Genomic DNA, 17,720 nt, shown 5'->3' with positions numbered 1-17,720 from the left:
CATCCTCTTGCTCCAGCATGTCGCAGGCTTCGGCCAAATCTTGGCGCAAGTCATCTGATGTACGCCCGCCGATGGGGGCGCGATAAAGCCGCGTAGCAAAGAGCGAGAGCGTTTCAGCCATGGCCGCTCTTAGCCTGATCAGGAGAGGAAGGGAAGTTTGACGGGGGGCTTTCGTGAGGCAGTGCGTGTGGCCGTCGCCTCGCCTATGTGTCATTTTGTAAATTGAACTTGACCGATCTCGCCAATCGGGCAAACTTACCGCCTGTTAAATGCGTTGGATGAGCAATTCTGGATGGACCCGCTAGAAGCCGAAATCAAGGCGTTTGAAGCCAATCCGCCAAGACCGCCAACATCGGCAAACCCAATTGTTGTGTTCTTTGGTGGGCAGGTCGAAGGTTGGTTTGCCAGTTTTGAGGCAGCTTATAACTGGGCTAATGGCCGTTTGCCATCCAATCAGTATCTGGTTCGCGATGTGAGTGCTGAACCGCCATTTTTGCCCCTATTGTTTGTACGGCACTGATTTTTCAAAGGATCAGCGTGTCTAATATGTTACCGTCGCCGCCTAGGCGGGAAATCGTCCTTGGACGGCCCTATATCGACATTTGCTTTTGTCATCCCAACGATAGTTCAATGTCCAATTTGGTTATTCAACGAGAAGCGCTGATTGACACTGGCGCCAGCTCGACGTGCATCACGATGGCGATGGCGCGCATACTAAACTTGCCATATCAAGACCGCCGCACCGTCGATGTCGCAGGTGGCAGTGTGATGGGCAGAGTTTTCTTGGCGCGATTGTTTGTTCCCGCACTGATTTTTGGGGACATCTGTCAAGTCATTGCCATACAGGGCGGCAGCGATGAGCAAACACCTCTGCTGGGTCGAAACTTCCTTCAGCATTTAGTTTTTACGATGGACGGTCCCGCGCGAGAGTTCCGCTTGTCCCTTTGATGTCCAAGAAGCCTTTGTACGGCACGCGCCCAAGTAAACCTACTTCAAACCCGCGCAGAAGCGTTGGATGCGGCGGCAGGCTTCTTCCAGTGTCTCGGTCGACGTCGCATAGGAGATGCGGAAAGCAGGGCTGCCGCCAAAGGCAGCGCCATGCACCACGGCCACGCCTTCAGCTTCCAGAAGCTCGCGCGCGAAATCCTCATCATTGGCAATCACCACGCCCGATGGCGTGCTCTTACCGATCAAGGCGGCGCAGGAAGGGTAAACGTAAAAAGCACCTTCAGGCTTTGGGCACGACAGGCCGGAGGCTTGATTGAGCATGGAGACAACCAGATCGCGGCGATCTTGGAAGACCTTATTGCGGGTGGGCAAAAAGTCTTGAGGGCCATTCAGCGCTTCAACCGCGGCATATTGGCTGATCGACGTCGGGTTAGAAGTCGATTGGCTCATGATGCCAGCCATGCCCTTGATCAACCACACAGGGCCAGCCGCATAGCCAATGCGCCAGCCCGTCATGGCATAGGCTTTCGAGACACCATTCATCGTCAACGTGCGGTCATAAAGTGCAGGCTCAACTGCGGCGATGGTGGCAAACTCAAACCCGTCATAGAGCAAATGCTCATACATATCGTCGGTCAGGATCATCACATGCGGGTGGCGCAACAAAACGTCAGCCAAAGCGCGCAGATGGGCAGCGCTATAGGCAGCACCGGTTGGGTTGGAGGGGGAGTTCAGGATCAGCCATTTGGTGGCTGGCGTGATGGCCGCTTCCAGCTTTTCAGCCGACAGGCGGAAGCCTTCTTCGGCGGTGGCTTCCACGATCACCGGTGTCGCCCCCGTCAGATGGACAATGTCAGGATAGCTCACCCAATAGGGCGCGGGCACGATCACTTCATCGCCGGGGTTTAGGGTGGCCATGAAGGCGTTATAGATGATGGGCTTGCCACCTGGTGCGACGCTGACTTGCTCTGGCGTATAGGTCAGATTGTTCTCGCGCTTGAACTTGGCGCAGATTGCAGCCTTCAGCTCCGGAATACCGTCGACATTGGTATATTTCGTCTTGCCGCCGCGGATCGCGGCGATGGCGGCTTCTTTGATGTTATCGGGCGTGTCAAAGTCTGGTTCGCCAGCACCTAGGCCAATGGTGTCGCGCCCTGCCGCTTTTAACTCACGCTCCTTCTGGGTCACTGCCATGGTGGGCGATGGCTTGATGCGGGAAAGGGCGGCAGACTTGAACGGGGTCATTGGGAAACATCCTGTGGATGGGCAGAAAGGCTGGCCTCTTTTACGGCGCTGCGCGGTGCGTGCAAGGGCAAGCGGTGCGTCTTTTCAGCATGAGCGCTCTGCAGCGCGGGCTAGCCTGTCAGCAATGGCTTCGCCCAACCCAGTTTCAGGTATGGGCGTTATGACAATGGCGGTTGGGTTCAGGGCGTCTGCTGCCCGCAACATGGCAAACAATTGGGCTGCGGCTTCGGTGAGATCGCCAGAAGGTGACAGGTTGAACTCTGCCCCTTCATAGCCCGGACCAAAAGCAATCATCACTTCGGTGGCTTCAGCGCTTGAAGCGTTCAAGCGCACCGGCGCGCGCGGGGCATAATGGCGCAGCACCATGCCGGGGGATGCAGGGGCTGCCTTAGCTGAAGCGTCGGGGGATAAAAGCGGGCCAGCAACGGCTTCCAAGGCTTCCCGACTGAGGCCGCCGAGGCGCAGAAGTGTCGCTTGATCGCCAGACACCGCGACCACCGCACTTTCCAGCCCAACGGCACTGGGTCCACCATCGAGCACGAGCGCCAGCTTATCGCCAAATTCCTCGCGAACGTGCGCCGCAATTGTGGGCGAAGGTCTGCCCGATACATTGGCAGAAGGCGCCGCCACCGGCTTGCCAAAGGCGCGCAGCACGTGCTGCATCAAGGGATGGGCAGGCACGCGCAAGGCTATCGTATCCAGCCCAGCGCATGCCAAGTCACAAACGATGCAATCAGGTTGGCGCGGCACGACAAGGCTTAATGGGCCTGGCCAAAAGGCTTCGGCCAACTTCCGCGCCAAGGGCGAAAACACCCCGAGCGCTTCTGCCGCTTCAAGGCTGGCGACATGAGAGATCAGCGGATTGAAATGCGGCCGACCCTTGGCGGCAAAAATCTTGGCGACGGCTTCGGCATTTGTCGCATCCGCGCCTAGGCCATAGACGGTCTCAGTCGGCAGGCCCACCAAGTCACCGCGCACAAGGGCGGCGGCGGCTGAAGTCGCAGGTTCCAAAAGCGTCTGATCCATGGCGTGACCTGTGACAGCTTGGGCCTAAAAGTCAAAATGCGGCTGCAGCGACACTTTTTCGTTCACGAAATGGTAACGCTCCCATCAACTTGACTAAACCGACCTTGTGACGTCTGCACGGCACCGACATATGCACCCCGACAGCACTAAATGGAGGTCGTCAACATGAAAAGTATCGCTTACCTAGCAGCCCTCACGTCCGTGGTCGCGCTTGCAGCAGCTCCTGCGCACGCTGGCGGCAACAAAATGAAGTGCACTGCGGCGACCCCAGCCCAAGTTGAAGGCTTGTTCTCACAATTCAACGCGGCTTGGGCCACCAAAGACCCAGCCAAAGTGACCCCTTTGTTCGCAAAGGACGCCGTCCTGTTGGCAACCGTCTCCAACACCCCACGCACGACGCCTGAAGCCATCAACGACTATTTCGTTGGCTTCTTGAAGAACAGCCCAGTTGGGACCATCCAAACCAGCTCCGTGCAAGTGGGCTGCAACATCGCAACCCGTTTGGGCACTTGGGATGTGGCTTTGACCAACCCAGACACCAAGGCCGTCACCGTCGTGAAGGCGCGCTATTCCTTCATCTACAAGCTGGAAGATGGCGCTTGGAAAATCTACCACTTGCATTCGTCGATGATGCCAGAACCAACCAAGTAAGTTTGGTTTCGACAGCTCGATACAATCAGGCTGGAGCTTTAGGGCTCCAGCCTTTTTTGTGACTATTTCCGCGTGGCGCGGACAGCGATGTTCACGATGGTTTCCCGCGCCACCCATTCTGCGCCTGCGTCCGATTCAAGGCCAAGTTTCATGGCTATACGGTCGAGTTTTACTTGGCCGGTCATGGTGGCGACATTGCCTGAAATGGCGACGGTGAAGGGCAAAGGCACACGATAATTCATGCCTTTGACCGTCAGAACACCATCGGCGACATACCGGCCTGGCCCTAGTGACCGGATTGACTGGGTGACATAGCGGGCGGTGGGGAATTTGCGGGCGTCAAACCAGTCTGACGTGGCTAGATTGTCGTCAGGCTCCTTCACGCCCGTCAAAGCGCTACCTGTCATGATCGTGATCACAGCTTGGCTGCCAGCCAGATTGTTGGGATCGAACTTAATATCGCCCGACCACTGGCGGAACGTGCCATTGACCCCATTGCCCGCCCATTTGGTCGAAAAGGCAATTCGGCTCTGTCGTGCATCAATCGTCCAACCCGCCGCGGGCGCGGCAAGTTTCCCAGCAGGGGCTTTCTTGGCGGTCTGGGCATCTGCCAGATTTAGGGGTGTAGTCAAGGCTGCGAGCGCCAGACTGGCGACCGTGAGGACCTTTAGCATAGGTTTGATTCCTTATCTTATTTTGGCCGCATGAAGGGGAGCATGCGGGTCATGACATCATCGTCATCCATGAACATATGTTTCAAGGCCGCGCCGACATGGATGACAAACAAGACGATAACGCCCCAAGCTGCCGCACTATGGCCAGCCTTGGCTATGCCATTCAGCTCTTTCCGGAAGGGCAGATCGGCGAGGGGAAGACGAGGCCACTCAAACAGGCCCCACCAATGGGTCGCGATGTTGTAAGGCGAGGTGGAGATGATCACCCAACCGCCCAGTGGAATGCCAATCATCAGGGCATAAAGGGCAAAATGGGTGAACTTGGCGGCGGCAACTTCCCACGCCTTCATGCCTTCCGGCAGTGGGGGAGGGGGATTTGCCAGCCGCCAGAACAGGCGAAACAGCGAGAGCAAGAGAATGGTCAGGCCAGCACTTTTGTGCACTTGAAAGGCCTCAAACTTTTCAGGGCCTTTGAGGTCTTCCATCGCCCAGCCACCCAGGATTTGAACCAGGATTGCCGCAGCGATCACCCAGTGCAACAGGATGGCTACTGTTGTGTAGGATTGGCTTTCTTTAGCCCCTGACCAAGTCTCGCCCGTCATGTTTTAGTCCTTTTTCAAAAACTCAGTTTCGATGATCAGGTCTACTTGATCACCAATTCCAAAATTAATCCAGTTATTCATGCCCCACTCGGACCGCTTAATCGAACCGGTAGCCGAGAAGCCTACATTTTGGACACCTCGGAACGGGCTCTTACGACCGGTGTTATAGGTCACGTTCAAAGTTACAGGCTTGGTCACGCCCGCAACGGTGAGGTCGCCCGTCATCGTGCCGGTGGTAGCCGACGTAGAAGTCAGTTTGGTCGACTTGAAGGTGATGGTGGGGTTGGCTTCGGCCTTGAAGACTTGCTTGGCGATTTCAGCGTCAAACTTGGGCAGGCCAGTATTGACCGAGGTGGCATCAATCGTGATGTCGGCGCTCGATGCGGTTGGGTTTTGTGGGTTGAAATTGATTGTGCCCGAAATCTTGTCAAAGCGGGCCGTATAGGTCGACAGTCCGCTGTGATCGAGGCGCCAGTGGACCGACGTATGGGTTGGTTCAACTTCGTACACGCCTGCTGGCTGGGCAGCCAGATTGGCGGCTTTGGCAGCATCTGCTGCAGGGGTGGCGGCGGTAGCCGTCATGGCGGCAAACGCAATCAAAGTTGCCGGGGCTGCTAGAGCGAGAATAAAAGTGCGACGCATGTCAAATGTCCTTTTAGCTGATTGTCTTGGTCAGCTTGCATCATGGCAAACCGTCTGACACTGCATTAGATAGACGGTATCGGCAGACTTGCCGAGTAGCAAAACCCAAAATATCTGAAACAGTCCGTTGCTTGGATTGATGAAGTTCGTCACCTTGTCACAAACAACTGCCTCTGGGAAAAAGTTCCATGACCTATGCCGCCCCCGTCCGCGATATCCGCTTTTCTTTGGAAGAGATTGCAGGGCTGTCTGCCTTGCGCGAACAAGGCCTGTTTGTGGATGCGAGCGCGGATCTGGTTGAGCAGATTTTGGTTGAAGCGGGTAAATTGGCTAGCGATGTCTTGGCCCCGTTAAACGCACCAGGTGACCGCGCAGGTACCCAGCTTCAGGCCGATGGCACCGTGGTCTCGCCCGAAGGCTTTGCCGAAGCCTATCAACAATTTGTCGAAGGCGCGTGGCTCTCGGTGCCGTTTGATCCAGCGATTGGCGGCATGGGTCTGCCCAAAGGCGTGGCCTTAGCCGTGCATGAGATGGTGCATGCCGCAAACATGAGCTTCGGCCTCTGCCCGATGCTAACTTTGGGCGCGGTAGAAGCCCTTGCGGCCCACGGCACGCCTGAACAACAGGCGCTGTATCTGCCTAAGCTGGTGACAGGCCAATGGTCGGGCACGATGAATTTGACCGAGCCGCAAGCAGGCTCTGACGTGGGTGCGCTGACCAGCCGTGCGGTACCCCACGACGATGGCACCTATAAGATTTTCGGCCAAAAGATTTATATCACTTGGGGTGAGCATGAGATGGCCGAGAACATCGTCCATCTGGTGCTGGCACGCTTGCCTGATGCGCCTGCTGGTGTGAAGGGCATCTCGCTCTTCCTCGTGCCAAAGTTTATCCCGGACGTAGAGGGTAAGCCCGGGGTGCACAATGATGTGCGCTGTATCGGCCTTGAGCATAAGATGGGCATCCACGCTTCGCCCACTTGTACCATGTCCTATGGCGACACGGGTGGAGCAATTGGTTGGATCATTGGCGAGCCCAATAAAGGCTTGACCTATATGTTCACCATGATGAACTCAGCACGCCTGAACGTCGGCCTGCAAGGCGTTGCGGTTGCCGATGCTGCGTTTCAAAAGGCCTATGAGTACGCGATGGACCGCAAGCAGGGCCGAGCAGAGGGCTGGACTGAGGCTGGCCCCAGCCCAATTTTCCACCATGCCGATGTGCGCCGCATGTTGATGACGATGAAAGCCAAGGTCTCTGCGGCCCGCTCGATTTGTCACATGACGGCACTGGCGTCGGATGTATCCGAACATGCGCCAACCCCTGAAGCCCGCAAAATCGCGAAAGCGCGCGAAGAATTACTGACGCCAATCGCCAAGGGCTGGTCGACCGATATGGGCGTGGAAGTGGCGTCACTCGGCGTACAAATCCATGGCGGCATGGGTTTTGTGGAAGAAGGGGGTGCAGCCCAATTCTATCGCGATGCCCGAATTGCCGCGATCTATGAGGGCACCAATGGTATTCAAGCGATTGATTTGGTTAGCCGCAAGCTGACGATGGATGGCGGTGCGCCCATTGCCGCTTTGATCGAAGAGATGCGCGCGACGGCTCTGGCCTGCGAGCAAGCCGGTAATGAGCAGGTTAAATGGATCGGCAAGCGCCTTAGCGAAGCGGTCGATATCTTCTCAGACGCGGCCAATTGGCTGATCCGCGCCCAATCCGGCAATGCCAAGCGCGATGCGTTGGCGGGTGCGACGCCCTTCTTAAAGCTCGCCGGCGATGTCACTGGCGGCTGGACCTTGGCCAAGGGGGCACTGGCCGCCTTGGGCCATCTCAAAGCCAAGTCGGGTGATGCCGCCTATATGACGGCGCGTATCTCGCTGGCAGGCTTCTTTGCCGAAAACGTGCTGGCGCAAGTGCCGGGCCTATTGGCCTCGGTCACTGCGGGTTCGGACGTCTTGTTTGAGCCAGAGATGGACGCTTTGGCTGGCTGATCTGATGGGCTGATTAAGCCGCAGCTTTAGCCGCCAGTTTGCTGGGGTCTTGCACATAAAGACCGCGGCTGCCTGCTACAGGCTTAAAGCTATCGGTTACACCAAGAACGGTTTCAGCCGCACCTAGCAGCAGATAGCCAGCCCCTTCAACTTGTTGGGCCATACGCTCCAGCACCATCTTCTTGGTTGGCATGTCAAAATAAATCAACACGTTGCGGCAGAAGATAACGTCGAACTTGCCGAGCGCGCGGAAGTCGTCGAGCAAATTCATAGTGCGATAGCGGATGTTGGTTTTCAGGCGGTCGTCAATCTTCCACGCATCGCCTTCTTTTTTGAAATGCTTCAACAGCATTTGCACCGGCAGACCGCGCTGGACTTCAAACTGGGTATAGATGCCAGCCTTGGCCTTTTCCAAGCAACGCTCTGAGATGTCGGTTCCCAAAATCTCTAGCTTGCAGCCACCCAACTTCGGACCCAAGGCTTCCGCAATCATGGCCAAAGAATAGGGCTCTTGACCAGTCGAGGCTGCTGCGCACCACACTTTGATGGTACCGCCACGCTTGCGCGCCACCAGTTCTGGCAAGATCGACTGCTCGAAAATGTCAAAAGGCGTCTTGTCGCGGAAGAAGAAGGTTTCATTGGTGGTCATGGCATCCACAACCGATTCAATGAGTTTGGCGTCGCGACGGACGCGGATCGCGCTGATCAGATCATCGATCGAGGCAAAGCCATCCTTGCGGGCAATCGGGGCCAAGCGGCTCTCAACCAAATAGGTCTTGTCGGCTGACAGGACTAAGCCTGAACGTTCCCGCACCATGGTCGATACAAACTCAAAATCGGCGGGCTTCATACACTTACTCCACGCATAACATTCAAGATCGCCGGAGCAATCTGTTGAATAGGCTTACAGGCTGTCGCGAGACCTGCACGGGCAACCGCGCCGGGCATCCCCCAGACAACGCTGGTTTCTTCGTCTTGGGCAATTAATTGTGCGCCCTTGGTTACGAGGGGCTTTGCCCCAAGCAAGCCATCTTGACCCATGCCGGTCAGAATTACCGCCAAGGCTTTCTCGCCATAAGTCTCAGCCGCAGACCGGAACATCGGATCTACCGCGGGGCGGCAGAAGTTTTCCGGTGGGGCGTCGCTCAAAGTGATGCGGGTGACGCTCAAATTGCGACTGATGATCATATGGCGATCACCCGGCGCAATATAGAAGACCCCGGGTAGGGCTTGCATGCCATCACTGGCTTCAACGACCGAAGCCTTGGTCTGCTTGGTCAAATGATCCGCCAAAATTTTCGTGAACATCGGTGGCATGTGTTGGGTGATGAAAACAGGCACACGGAGTTTGCCGGCTAGACCTTCGATCACTTCACGCAAAGCCTCTGGGCCACCGGTGGAAGAGCCGATGAAAATGGCTTCTGGAATGAGTTTGTGGGTGACGGCACGCAGCGTTGGGCCGGCTGTTGCAGCCGCGCGTGCAGCAGACGAACCAGAGACCGCTGAACTATAGGTTTGGCTTAAGTTGGAAGCCGAAACAGCCCGCGCACCCAAACTCCTGACCTTTGCCAAGAGCTCGCGCTTATAGTCGGCAGCGCCTGCCAATTGGCTCGCATCGGGCTTGGGAATATAGTCGGAAGCCCCAGCGGCCAGCGCCTTGATAGTGACTTCTGCCCCACGCTGGGTCAGCGTCGACGCCATAATTACTCGGGCATTCGGCGCGACTTTGCGGATCGCCGGAAGTGCCGTGACCCCATCCATCACTGGCATCTCGATGTCGAGAATGATGAGGTCAGGTTTATATTTCTCGGCGTGATCTACGCCATCCTTGCCGTTGACGGCGGCACCAACAATTTCAATATCTGCTTCCCCAGACAGCCAGCGGGTCACGAGACCGCGAATAACCGCGGAGTCGTCAACAACCAGCACGCGGATTTTACGCGCGGGCGCTTGGCTCGTCAGAGGGTGGGCGGGGGACAGACTCATACGGGCGATACCAAACCAACTTCAGCAAATTTGGATTGCACAATTTCGCTGTCAAACGGCTTCATGATGTACTCATTCGCCCCAGATTCAATGGCTTGGGCGATAGCGGTGATGTCGTTTTCGGTGGTGCAAAACACCACGACAGGCCGGTCACCGCCTGGATCGGCGCGCAAGTGACGCAAGAAATCGATGCCATTCATCACGGGCATGTTCCAATCCAGCAAAATCGCGTCTGGCATGGAGCTGCGGCAGAAGGACAAAGCTTCTGATCCGTCGCCGGCTTCTTCAACGCGGAAGGATAAATCTTCTAGAATACGGCGCGCGACTTTACGGATAACGCGGCTATCATCGACAACAAGGCAAGTCTTCATGATCTTATTTCCTGTTTCAGGCAGTGGCGACGCAGAGGAGTTGGTCAATGTTCAACGTCATCAAAAGGCGGCCTTCCAAGCGATAAACACCTTGGCTGACGTCCTTCCAATTCGGGTTTAAATTCACAGGGTTGGGCTCAAAGTCAGAGTCCGATAGGCGCAGAACTTCGCCGACTGAATCCACAAGGATTCCATAGGCTTCGCCCTGATATTCAACGCCTACAGCCATCATGCCAGCAAAGCCTTGCGGGCGGGCCGGCAGGCCCAAACGGCAGCGTGCGTCAATTGCGGTAACGATCCGGCCCCGCAGATTAAGGACGCCGGCAATCTCTGCCCGTGCGCCCGGGACAGGTGTTAAGCCTTTGAGTGAGAACACATCTTGGATGTCGATCACTTCGACACCGAACAATTGGTCGGCGACATGGACGGTCACAAATTCCTTGGTCCCAGCCTTGGCTAAGGCCAATTCGCTTTCTTGGCGCGTTGCGAGGGCGGTCATGCTGCGATCTCCAATTTGGCGGCGTTTTCGACAGCGGCAATCAGGCTATCGCGGTCGGACTTGCGAACCAGTGAGGCAAAGCCTGTCGCATCGGCATCAGGGGAGCCAGACAGCGCCACAATACTGGTGCCGGCGAGGCGATCATCGCTCAACAAGCGCCTTGCGGAGGCAACATCGACATCAATGTCGGTCAGCACAGCAGAAGGCTTGCGGTATTCAGCGCAGACCAGAGCGGCAGAAACCGTATCCACAGCTTCAACTTCATAGCCCGCAGCGCGCAAGAGCGGCGACAACAAATTGCGGAAGAATGGGTTGCGTTCTACCAAGACGATATGCTTGGCTGGCTTATTGACGCCTGGATCGTCCCAATTCGTCAAGGCAAGGCTCAGATAATGGCTGACGTCGAGAACTTCGGTGGCTTTGCCTTTGAGGACAGCAACACCCAACAGGCCTGGACGTTCTGCAGCCAATTCAATGTCGAGTGCCTCGTCGACGATGTCGACAATCTTATCGACAGCCATACCTGCCGCCAGTCCATTATAGGTAAAGACCAAAACGGGCTGGACGCCAGTAGTGGCGATCGGGGCATAGGGGTCTGCGGCGACAATCGGCATCAGCTCGCCACGATATTGCACCAAAGTGCGGCCATCGCCTTGCTCGAAGCTGGTTGCGTCCAATTCCTCAAGGCGCGTCACCAAGGAAAGCGGTACGGCCTTGGGCTGTTCGCCTCCGGCTTGGAACACGATCATCGAGGTGGTTTCAGGGCGCTGACCGCGCTTTTTCTGAACGGCCTCAACAGCTTCTTCAACAACTTCCTCGGCTTGGCCGACGCGGCGATAGACGGCACCTGGGTCGATGATCATGATGACCGAGCCATCGCCCAAAATGGTTGCGCCTGAGAAAGTGCCTACATCGCCCAAAGCCTTGGACAATGGTTTCACCACAATTTCTTCAGTGTCGAAAACTTCATCGACAACCACGCCAAACAATTGACCCGAATGCTGCATCACCACAACAAAGGCAGAGCTCGTCTCGTAAGCAATCGGATCGAGCGGTGGCACGCCCAAAACTTCAGACAGATCCACCAATGGCAACAAGCGGTCGCGCAAGCGCAGGACGCGTGCAGAATTGAGAACTTCAACCTTGTGCTCAGACGCACCACCCGCACCCACCAGTTCCACAATCGACAATTGCGGGATGGCGAAGCGTTGTTGGCGTGAGCCGACAACAAGAGCCGACACAATCGCCAAAGTCAGCGGGATTTTGATGAAGAACTTGGTGCCGCGCCCTTCGGTCGATTGCAGATCGATGGTGCCGCCAATCAGTTCGATATTGGTACGCACCACATCCATACCGACGCCACGGCCAGAAATGCTGGTAACTGCGGCGGCAGTCGAGAAGCCGGGGGCAAAGATGAAGCGATGGATCTGGGAGTCAGACATGGTCCACGCCAGCTCTTCACTGACCAAGCCATTCTTAATGGCTTTGTCGCGGATGCGTGCTGTCGACAGACCAGCTCCGTCGTCGGAGACTTCAATGACGATATGACCGCCTTCATGATAGGCGTTTAGGCGGATCGAGCCCATTTCGGACTTCCCAGCCGCAACCCGAGCTGCTGGGGCCTCCAGACCATGGTCGCAAGAATTGCGGATCATGTGGGTCAGGGGGTCCTTGATTAATTCCAAGACTTGACGATCCAGTTCGGTCGCCTCGCCATCCATGATCAGATCGATCTTCTTATTCAGGTCGCGCGCGGCATCGCGCACAATACGGGGCAGCTTCTTCCACGCCGAGCCAATCGGCTGCATGCGCGTCTTCATGACGCTATCTTGCAATTCAGCGGTGACGGCGGACAGGCGCTGCAACGGTCCCTTAAACTCGCTGTCGGTGGTATTGCGCACCATTTGCATCAGCTGGTTGCGGGTCAGCACCAGTTCGGAAACCATGGTCATCAAGGTTTCGAGCACTTCGACATTGACGCGAATGGTCTGGTTGGACGAAACCGCGCCACCTTTGGCGGCCGCATCGTCTTCATCTTCTTTGATCGCGCGCATTTCAGGTGCGGCACGGCGCTCTACAGCCGGTGCAGGGGGCTCAATGGCGACAGGGGCGTCAGCAACAGGTGCTGCGGCCACGCTCGCAACGGGCTCAACCTCATCATCTGGCGTTGCCGACATGAAGGCCGCTTCCAATTCGGCCAACGAAACTTCGCCGGGGCGCAATTCGCGGCCCAAATCTGGATCCCACCGTAGCCCGGTTGAGGCGGCGGGGGCGGCTTCAACGACTGGGGCTGCAACGGGCTCTGGTGCTGCAACTTCCACGACAGCTGCGGGCACGCTGGGGGCTGGATGACCTTCAGCCGCTAGTTCCAGGGCGCCAATCAAAGCGCTGTCATCGCCTTCAGGTTCAGAACCGGTTGCTTCCAGTTCTGCCAAAATTTCTTTGATGCGGTCGATGCTTTCAAGAACCAATTGTACTTGGTCCGGGGTCGCAACCAAAGTTCCGTCGCGAAATTTGCCTAAAAGCGTTTCACCGGCATGGGCAACAAATTGTAAGCGGGGCAGACCCAAAAAGCCGCACGTGCCTTTGATGGTATGTACCAACCGGAAGATACTATTCAGGGTATCGCCATCGGTCGGATCCGCTTCAAAAACAACAAGCTGAGTATCGACGGTTTCTAGGAATTCATTTGTCTCAGTTATGAATTCGCCCAGTAGTTCATCCATAAGTCCAGCCCTTTGCCGACGCGTTGTATCTGACGCTTCACGCCAATCATCTGCACACAATGACGGCGGACGGTTAAGACAGGACTAAATTTTGAGCAAAAGTGCAGTATTTATGCGGCTATGCGAACAATAAGTTCAACACGTTCTTCGCTTTCACGAGCGGCGAGTTCGGCGCGGGCCCCAGAAGCTGTAATAAAGGCCAAATAAGGTTGGACAGAGCGGCCATCAAAGCCACCCTCAGGCATTTCACCTGCCAAGCCTGCGCGCACAGATGGCTTCAGAGTTGCTCGCGGCCCGGTCGCAATAACATTTAGGGTCAATTTATCGTCTTCTTGCCCGCCCGTAACTTCCAATTGGCCGCCACGCGGCAGGCAATCGAGGCCAACAAGGATCAAATTCATCAGGATTCTGGCCGCTGCCCGCGGGGCGGATTGAACCTCTAGCGTCCAAACCAATTGTGGCTTCTGGCTTTCTACAAACCGCTTGGACAATTCGCGCAGCTCGCCCAGATCAGCCGTGCCAACACCAGTGGTGCCAGCGCCGAAGGTAGCGCGCATGAACTCAAGCTTCACAGCAGCTTGGCCAGCAGACGTCCGGATCAAATCCATCGCCTGCTCGCGCATGTCTGCACCGTGGTCATCGTCGAGAATATCCAACGCCGTCGTTAAGGCGGAGATGGGCGACACGAGATCATGACAAATCCGTGAGGAAATGAGAGCGACGAGGGTTGAGGCATCCATAAGCATGCGCCCTCTCTGCCCCGATTCGGAGCGAAGCGGTCAGAAGAGCGCATTAGCTGGCGAAAAATCGCGAATAGCCCCCAAAATGCCACCTACAACATCTGGTGTTATCAACATGTAGAGGGGAGCCCATATTTGTGGAAAACCCTATCACTAGCACTTGTGTTAATAAGTCGTGAAGCTACTATGGGTGGGCACTCAATTAGCTGGCCTTCAAGGCTGGGCACAAGATATGGGGATATTCATGACCAACGGCTGGACGGATGATCGCGTCACCCTACTCAAGAAGTTGTGGACAGATGGGCTTTCGGCCAGTCAGATCGCCAAGCAATTGGGCGGTGTGACCCGCAATGCCGTCATTGGCAAGGTCCATCGCTTGGGTTTGGCGGGTCGGGCTGCACCTTCGCGTCCGATCAAGCGCATTCCGGTGCCAACCGCGCGTCCGCGTCCGGTTTTGGTCGTGCCGCCGCATGTGGCATCCAAAGTGGAGTCCGCGGTTAAGGCCTTGGCCCCAGCAGCACCCGCGCCCATCGTAAAACCGGTGGCAAAGCCAGTTACCCCGCCACAAAAGCGCGGCGATCTGATTGGTGTGCTGCAATTGGGCACCAATATGTGCAAATGGCCCATCGGCGACCCCGGTGACCCAGACTTTGGCTTCTGCGGTGCGCAATGCAGTTCCGGTGCGGTCTATTGCACCGAACATGCGGCTATCGCGTTCCAGCCCGCCCTCAGCCGTCGCCAAGGTGGCAATAAGGAAGATCGAGCAGCGTCCGAAGTCCGCCGTCTGGCGCGTTTGGCTAACTTCTAAGTCAAGTTAGTTGGCCTTCATCCGATAAGGCGCGAGTGTTGTTTCCAAGGTAGACTGAAGATTGATTGCTTGTTGCACATCTGCAGCAAGCAATTTTTCCAAAGGATGCGGTGGACGTGACGCCTTGGTATTCAGCTCTTGCAGCACGAACTCAATTGCACCGATAAGCTTATGAAAACGGTCCCCGACTACCGGTTCATGGTGGGCAAGTCGATTACGCATTTGATAGACGATTTCGAGCTGTGCGGACACCTGCGCACGCTTTAGATTTTTGTTCGGAAATGTCCGCTTTAGTGTTGTGCGCCAAAGTTGATGCTCATATTCAGCTGAATACAGGCGCTTCCAGAACGCGAACGTAAGCTCGGCAATGATTTTGCCGTCTGAAACGGGAATATTCTCTCGCTTCTTTTGTACGTACTTAAATGGCTTGATGTCTTTAGGCTTGCCGTTGGGAAAGACTTTGGCCTTCAGGACCGCTTTCTCAGCTTGGCTCTTCTTCGCGTATTCTGATCGTTTAGCACTATCGAGTGCCATGATGATCTTTTTGCGATCGCCGTCTCCTAAGGTCAGCGTAACTGGGGGCTGCTGCAGCCAATTGGCAGCTTCAAAATGACGCATGATGTTCGTGTAAATCGTGTTTCGCAAAGCGATCTCGATCGTTGCAACAATCTTGATGAGCTGACTGTTCAACGCCAGTGTGTCTTGATGGATTTGAATGGCAACTTCCAAATCCCCAGTCAGTCTGAGGAGTTTATCAAGCCGTTCTGCTGAAATGAAATTCGCAAGATGGTCAATTTCTTTGATCGTCACTTCTCTTGACATAGTGCGTTCAGAATCCTATATCTAAAGGTGCAAAGTCGGGACCCACATCGGCAGTCGCTTCGGCGCAACGGATGCTCGACTTCTCACTTAGAAAAGGCACCTTCACGGGTGCCTTTTTTGATTTTCATACGCACTTTGGTTTGTCTCCCAGAAGGGCGATACTCAGTACGCGCCAAAGGAGACGTCGAGATTTAATGCACATTTCTTCTCAGAAACCAACAAAAAAGCCGTGCCCTCACAAGAGGACGCGGCTTTTTTCTCAAAAATGGGTGGTGGCGCTTACTCTTCGAGTAGGCGACGCGCGATGACCTGGGCTTGGATTTCGCCGGCCCCTTCAAAGATGTTGAGGATGCGTGCGTCTGCCAACACGCGGCTGACGGGATATTCCAGCGCAAAGCCGTTGCCGCCATGGATTTGCAGAGCGTTGTCGGCCGCAGCCCAAGCCACGCGAGCTGCCAGAAGTTTCGCCATGCCGGCTTCCAAGTCACAGCGCTTGTCTTCATCCTTTTGACGGGCCGCAAAATAGGTCAATTGCCGCGCGCCCAAGATTTCTGCTGCCATCTGCACCAGCTTATTGTGCACACGCGGGAACACAAAGATCGCAGCCCCGAATTGTTGCCGGTCGAGCGCATAGCTAAGGCCCAGATCAAGGGCGTTTTGCGCCACGCCGATGGCGCGTGCGGCGGTTTGGATGCGCGCGCTTTCAAAAGTGGCCATCAAATGCTTGAAGCCCATGCCTTCAACGCCACCCAACAGGTTCTCAGCTGGAACTTTGAACGCGTCAAAGCCCAACTCATATTCCTTCATGCCGCGATAGCCCAAAACCTCAATCTCGCCGCCCGTCATGCCGTCTGCGGGGAAGGGCGTTTCATCGGTTCCACGTGGCTTGGGAGCCAAAAACATCGACAGGCCGGAGAAATTATCCGTCTCAGGCTTGGTGCGGGCCAGCAGGGTCATCATGTCGGCACGCGCCGCGTGTGTGATCCAGGTTTTATTACCGGTGATTTCCCAATGGCTGCCCTTGTTTTCGCCACGCGTGCGCAAAGCGCCAAGGTCTGAACCGGTATTCGGCTCTGTGAAAACAGCGGTCGGCAGGGTCTCCGCCGAAGCAATCCGAGGCAACCAGTAGTTTTTCTGGTCATCTGTGCCGCCCGTCAGAATAAGTTCTGCTGCGATCTCCGAGCGGGTGCCAAGTGAACCCACACCAATATAGGCGCGTGACAATTCTTCCGAGACGACACACATGGCGGTCTTGCCCATGCCAGATCCGCCAAACTCTTCCGGGATGGTCAGGCCAAAGACGCCCAGATCGGCCATCTCTGTCAGTACGGACATCGGGATCAATTCGTCGCGCAAGTGCCAGCCGTGCGCAAAGGGGGCGACTTTTTCTTGGCCAAAGCGGCGGAAGGTGTCGCGCACCATTTCATAGGTTTCGTCCAGACCTGTGACTTCAATCGTGCCCTTGCCTTGGGCTTGGGCGACTAGGTCGGCGGTGCGGGTTTTGAGTTCTTGCGTTGCGGCCGCCAACAGCGCAGCACTAGCTGGGCCAGACAAGGCCTCTTCCACAATGGCTTCAAGGCCCAATTCGGCGGGGCGAATGGTTTCGCCCTGGTTCATGGAAATCCCGCCCTTTAGGTCACCCAGATAGCTGGAGAATAAGAGGCAGGAGAGGGCGGATTCTGTTTCGCCAAACAAACCTTCCTCTTGGAGTTTCACAGCCCAATTGGCCACTTCGCGCAGGGTCTCAACATAGGTCGCGACCCAAGCAAGCCCATGCACGATGTGCTGCTCTTGGTCGATCAGCTTCCGGTCAATCTTGCCAGTGGGGGCCACGCGCTTGCGCACAAAGGCCAATGCCGCCGTCTTAATGGGCGATAAGGCTGCCGCACTATCACCCAACAAGGCAGGAACGGTCTGAGGGGATAGGTCCAGGGCGAGCGTTGGCGTGGAAGCGTTCATGGTGAGACTCTCTGATTTCGCATATGC

18 protein-coding genes are annotated in these 17,720 nt (G+C 56.1%); 5 read left to right on the top strand and 13 right to left on the bottom strand.

Annotated elements, in window-relative coordinates; translation table 11 throughout:
* Positions 1 to 292: 292 nt before the first annotated feature.
* Positions 293 to 520, top strand: coding sequence for a hypothetical protein (locus tag ACOVRA_RS14710; protein ID WP_421720954.1), 228 nt, complete (start codon positions 293 to 295; stop codon positions 518 to 520).
* Positions 521 to 546: 26 nt separating this feature from the next.
* The gene (locus tag ACOVRA_RS14705) at positions 547 to 948 is read left to right on the top strand and encodes a retropepsin-like aspartic protease (protein WP_421720955.1); all 402 of its coding nucleotides are present in this window, start codon (positions 547 to 549) and stop codon (positions 946 to 948) included.
* A 39-nt stretch (positions 949 to 987) separates the two neighbouring features.
* Here the strand turns inward: ACOVRA_RS14705 and ACOVRA_RS14700 are convergent, their stop codons facing one another.
* Positions 988 to 2,193: a pyridoxal phosphate-dependent aminotransferase gene (locus ACOVRA_RS14700; RefSeq protein ID WP_421720953.1), complete on the bottom strand. Its 1,206-nt coding sequence runs from the start codon at positions 2,191 to 2,193 to the stop codon at positions 988 to 990.
* Positions 2,194 to 2,277: 84 nt separating this feature from the next.
* The gene (locus ACOVRA_RS14695) at positions 2,278 to 3,219 is read right to left on the bottom strand and encodes an L-threonylcarbamoyladenylate synthase (RefSeq protein ID WP_421720952.1); all 942 of its coding nucleotides are present in this window, start codon (positions 3,217 to 3,219) and stop codon (positions 2,278 to 2,280) included.
* 165 nt (positions 3,220 to 3,384) lie between these two features.
* Here ACOVRA_RS14695 and ACOVRA_RS14690 point away from each other — a divergent pair, with 165 nt between their 5' ends.
* Entirely contained in the window at positions 3,385 to 3,870 is a 486-nt protein-coding gene (locus ACOVRA_RS14690; protein ID WP_421720951.1) for an SgcJ/EcaC family oxidoreductase, read from the top strand.
* Between the two features lie 62 nt (positions 3,871 to 3,932).
* On the opposite strand, the gene ACOVRA_RS14685 is transcribed toward ACOVRA_RS14690, so the two are convergent.
* The 3 genes from ACOVRA_RS14685 to ACOVRA_RS14675 are packed head-to-tail and all read right to left on the bottom strand — an operon-like array spanning position 3,933 to position 5,788.
* The gene (locus tag ACOVRA_RS14685) at positions 3,933 to 4,544 is read right to left on the bottom strand and encodes a YceI family protein (protein ID WP_421720950.1); all 612 of its coding nucleotides are present in this window, start codon (positions 4,542 to 4,544) and stop codon (positions 3,933 to 3,935) included.
* A gap of 17 nt (positions 4,545 to 4,561) precedes the next feature.
* Positions 4,562 to 5,146, bottom strand: a complete 585-nt coding sequence (locus ACOVRA_RS14680) for a cytochrome b (RefSeq protein ID WP_421720949.1) — start codon at positions 5,144 to 5,146, stop codon at positions 4,562 to 4,564.
* Positions 5,147 to 5,149: 3 nt separating this feature from the next.
* Positions 5,150 to 5,788: a YceI family protein gene (locus tag ACOVRA_RS14675; protein WP_290806291.1), complete on the bottom strand. Its 639-nt coding sequence runs from the start codon at positions 5,786 to 5,788 to the stop codon at positions 5,150 to 5,152.
* Positions 5,789 to 5,976: 188 nt separating this feature from the next.
* On the opposite strand from ACOVRA_RS14675, the gene ACOVRA_RS14670 reads away from it, so the two are divergent.
* Positions 5,977 to 7,782, top strand: a complete 1,806-nt coding sequence (locus ACOVRA_RS14670) for an acyl-CoA dehydrogenase (protein WP_421720948.1) — start codon at positions 5,977 to 5,979, stop codon at positions 7,780 to 7,782.
* A 13-nt stretch (positions 7,783 to 7,795) separates the two neighbouring features.
* On the opposite strand, the gene ACOVRA_RS14665 is transcribed toward ACOVRA_RS14670, so the two are convergent.
* From ACOVRA_RS14665 to ACOVRA_RS14640, 6 genes are all read right to left on the bottom strand, one after another.
* Positions 7,796 to 8,632, bottom strand: coding sequence for a CheR family methyltransferase (locus tag ACOVRA_RS14665; protein ID WP_290806285.1), 837 nt, complete (start codon positions 8,630 to 8,632; stop codon positions 7,796 to 7,798).
* Positions 8,629 to 9,768, bottom strand: coding sequence for a protein-glutamate methylesterase/protein-glutamine glutaminase (locus ACOVRA_RS14660; RefSeq protein ID WP_421720947.1), 1,140 nt, complete (start codon positions 9,766 to 9,768; stop codon positions 8,629 to 8,631). The genes ACOVRA_RS14665 and ACOVRA_RS14660 overlap by 4 nt, the downstream gene beginning before the upstream one ends.
* A complete protein-coding gene (locus ACOVRA_RS14655) occupies positions 9,765 to 10,139 on the bottom strand; it encodes a response regulator (RefSeq protein WP_290806279.1) in 375 nt (124 codons plus the stop codon). Before ACOVRA_RS14655 ends, ACOVRA_RS14660 begins: the two co-directional genes overlap by 4 nt.
* A 16-nt stretch (positions 10,140 to 10,155) precedes the next feature.
* The gene (locus ACOVRA_RS14650) at positions 10,156 to 10,638 is read right to left on the bottom strand and encodes a chemotaxis protein CheW (protein WP_290806276.1); all 483 of its coding nucleotides are present in this window, start codon (positions 10,636 to 10,638) and stop codon (positions 10,156 to 10,158) included.
* Positions 10,635 to 13,364, bottom strand: coding sequence for a hybrid sensor histidine kinase/response regulator (locus tag ACOVRA_RS14645; RefSeq protein WP_421720946.1), 2,730 nt, complete (start codon positions 13,362 to 13,364; stop codon positions 10,635 to 10,637). The genes ACOVRA_RS14650 and ACOVRA_RS14645 overlap by 4 nt, the downstream gene beginning before the upstream one ends.
* 110 nt (positions 13,365 to 13,474) lie before the next feature.
* Complete coding sequence (locus tag ACOVRA_RS14640; protein WP_290806270.1) at positions 13,475 to 14,104, bottom strand: histidine phosphotransferase family protein; 630 nt, start codon at positions 14,102 to 14,104, stop codon at positions 13,475 to 13,477.
* Between the two features lie 244 nt (positions 14,105 to 14,348).
* Here ACOVRA_RS14640 and ACOVRA_RS14635 point away from each other — a divergent pair, with 244 nt between their 5' ends.
* Positions 14,349 to 14,912 carry a GcrA family cell cycle regulator gene (locus ACOVRA_RS14635; protein WP_290806267.1) on the top strand — a complete coding sequence of 188 codons (564 nt, stop codon included), beginning with the start codon at positions 14,349 to 14,351 and terminating at the stop codon, positions 14,910 to 14,912.
* A gap of 6 nt (positions 14,913 to 14,918) precedes the next feature.
* Here ACOVRA_RS14635 and ACOVRA_RS14630 read toward each other — a convergent pair whose 3' ends face one another.
* Positions 14,919 to 15,734 (bottom strand): Abi family protein, encoded by an 816-nt coding sequence (locus ACOVRA_RS14630; protein ID WP_421720945.1) that lies wholly within the window; start codon positions 15,732 to 15,734, stop codon positions 14,919 to 14,921.
* 279 nt (positions 15,735 to 16,013) lie between these two features.
* A complete protein-coding gene (locus ACOVRA_RS14625) occupies positions 16,014 to 17,693 on the bottom strand; it encodes an acyl-CoA dehydrogenase family protein (protein ID WP_421720944.1) in 1,680 nt (559 codons plus the stop codon).
* Between the last annotated feature and the right edge of the window lie 27 nt (positions 17,694 to 17,720).

This window comes from Aquidulcibacter sp., from assembly GCF_049239865.1.
Taxonomy (GTDB): Bacteria; Pseudomonadota; Alphaproteobacteria; order Caulobacterales; family Aquidulcibacteraceae; genus Aquidulcibacter.
This window is presented reverse-complemented; position numbering and strand designations above follow the sequence as displayed.